This is a genomic window from Oleiphilus sp. HI0128 (genome assembly GCF_001635365.1).
Window position 1 is genome coordinate 1 of record NZ_LWGG01001036.1, and the last position, 2,253, is coordinate 2,253.

Sequence of the window (2,253 nt, forward strand, 5' to 3'; positions counted from 1 at the left end):
AGTGCCACTTTATGTGTTCTTATTAGTCAGAAACAATAACTCAATTCATTTTTTCGGCCGCTAAAAAGCTAGGCATTCAAAATATTCAGTTTACCCCGCATTTATTATTTTTATCGCTGCGGTTTCTACAATAGAAGCTAACTACTATTTTTATTTTTATTTGTATAACTAATATTGGTTATTTTTATTTTTATGCTAGTAAGAGTAGCATTAGCTGTACCAGCACTTAATAAATACTTAATAAACAGTAACTTATGATTTTCTTATACGATTTATGCTTAAAGAGAGTGGTCAAAATACTAAAATGTGACAAAAAATCAGGTAAATATGTTTCGATAGGTAACGCCTGGTAACATTTTTGGAGGAAAGTGATTTTCTTAATTACAGTAAGTGTTTCCTTATGCAACAAAATGTGAGGCAGGTCTCACTTCTAGTTGCTCTTTTTGCGAGGTATTCCTAGTCGCTGTCTACGTTCCCATAGATTCTTACGGCTGATGCCCAGGCGCTTGGCCAGTTCTGTTTCATTCATATGGTCTTGGTTTTCGAGAACAAATTGTTGGAAATAGTCTTCGATTGATAAGCTTTTGCTAGAGGAGGCTGAAGACTTTTCGGCAGATGGGAGTTGGGAAGCTGCGCTGTAAGGGGAATTAACTTGTGGTGTAATCAATCCCTTTGGAATATTGATATCATCAACTTCCGACTCAATATCTAATAATTCAGCGGTAATCATCTTGTTATCGCAAAGAATGGTTCCACGCTCAATAGCATTTTCAAGTTCACGGACATTTCCAGGCCAGTGATATTCCTGAACGGCTTTCATTGCATCCGGACTGAACTTGATATTTGCTTGGCCAAGCTTGTCACTTGCTTTGGCAAGCAAAGTATTTGCAAGACCAAGAATATCATCGCCTCGCTCTCTTAATGGGGGGAGCTTGAGCTGGACAACATTTAGACGATAGAACAAATCTTCTCGAAATTGGCCAGTACGAGAAAGTGCCTTGAGGTTTCGGTGAGTTGCGGCAATAAGCCGAACATTAACTTGTCGAGACTGGGTTGAGCCAACACGCCTGATTTCCCCTTCTTGCAGAACGCGTAATAAGCGAGCTTGGGCTTCAAGTGGTAGTTCACCTATTTCGTCCAGAAATAAGGTGCCGCCATCAGCGGCTTCGATTAGACCGTTTCGAGCGCTTACTGCCCCGGTAAATGCGCCTTTTTCGTGACCGAATAGTTCGGACTCAATTAGCGATTCAGGGATTGCGGCACAGTTGATACAAATATATTCGTGATTACGACGATTGCTTAATTTATGGATAGCTCGCGCGGCCAGCTCTTTACCACTGCCTGTTTCGCCTTGAATTAATACGGTTGCTTCAGTAGGTGCCACTTTTTTCATTAAGTGGAACACTTTCTTCATGGCTTGGCATTGGCCGAAAATTAGTTGACCGATCTGCTTATCTGCATCGTCATCTTCATTGCTGGTCGCGCTCGCTAGAATGGGAGAGGGAGTTTGCTTCAGTATGCTGTTGACGATGTCAATCAGGTCTTTATGGTCAAAGGGTTTGGCGAGGTAATCAGCCGCACCAAGTTTCATAGCGTCGACAGCGGAGCGTAAACTGGCTTGCCCCGTAGTGACCAAAACAGGTACGCCCTGAGCTAATTTTATAATATCTGTCCCGGGCTGGTTGGGCAGGTGGATATCCGAAATGATTAAATCAAAAGAGGGTAGCGCATAAGTTTCAGCGGCCTCGTTGACTGATGATGCGACATCAACCTGGTGTAAAGCATCTTCTAGAAAATTTTGTAAACCCGCGCGGTGATCAATGTCATCTTCAATGATTAATATTCGGCGCATGTAGCCCTGCTTAAATTAGGTTTAGTTGCTTTATTGTGTGGACGAAGAATCATAACTTATTTTGACTTCATACCAAAGCTGGCACGCGAAAACTCAATATGGAGATGGAAGCTCTTTAACTCGTGAGAGAACTTTAGGGTTCCAGTGTTCAATGGCAGTTTCTAGCATTTGAGGGATAGATAAGCATTTTGATGATATCTCAATCCCCAACAGCCTAAAGATACAGCTCAAATTCTCTTTGGCTTGGAGAGAAGAGACGGCCTTCGCGTGGTTTTGTTTACTCAGCTTCTGACCTTTAGCAGATAGTACCGGGAAATGAGAGAATTCGGGAGGCTTATAGTCAAGCGCTTGATAGAGTGCCAATTGCATGGGAGTAGAGAAGAGTAGGTCGTAGCCTCTTA

General features: G+C 42.3%; 1 protein-coding gene and 1 pseudogene. Both read right to left on the reverse strand.

Going from position 1 to position 2,253, the window contains the following annotated elements; genetic code table 11:
- Nucleotides 1-430: 430 nt before the first annotated feature.
- Nucleotides 431-1,852 carry a sigma-54 dependent transcriptional regulator gene (locus tag A3763_RS17645; protein WP_068553491.1) on the reverse strand — a complete coding sequence of 474 codons (1,422 nt, stop codon included), beginning with the start codon at nucleotides 1,850-1,852 and terminating at the stop codon, nucleotides 431-433.
- Between the two features lie 93 nt (nucleotides 1,853-1,945).
- Nucleotides 1,946-2,253, reverse strand: a pseudogene (locus tag A3763_RS29695) (tRNA glutamyl-Q(34) synthetase GluQRS); the annotation flags it as partial.

Excerpts from the sequence above, each read along its gene's own strand:
- A3763_RS17645 (WP_068553491.1), bottom strand. The coding sequence starts at position 1,852 with ATGCGCCGAATATTAATCATTGAAGATGACATTGATCACCGCGCGGGT.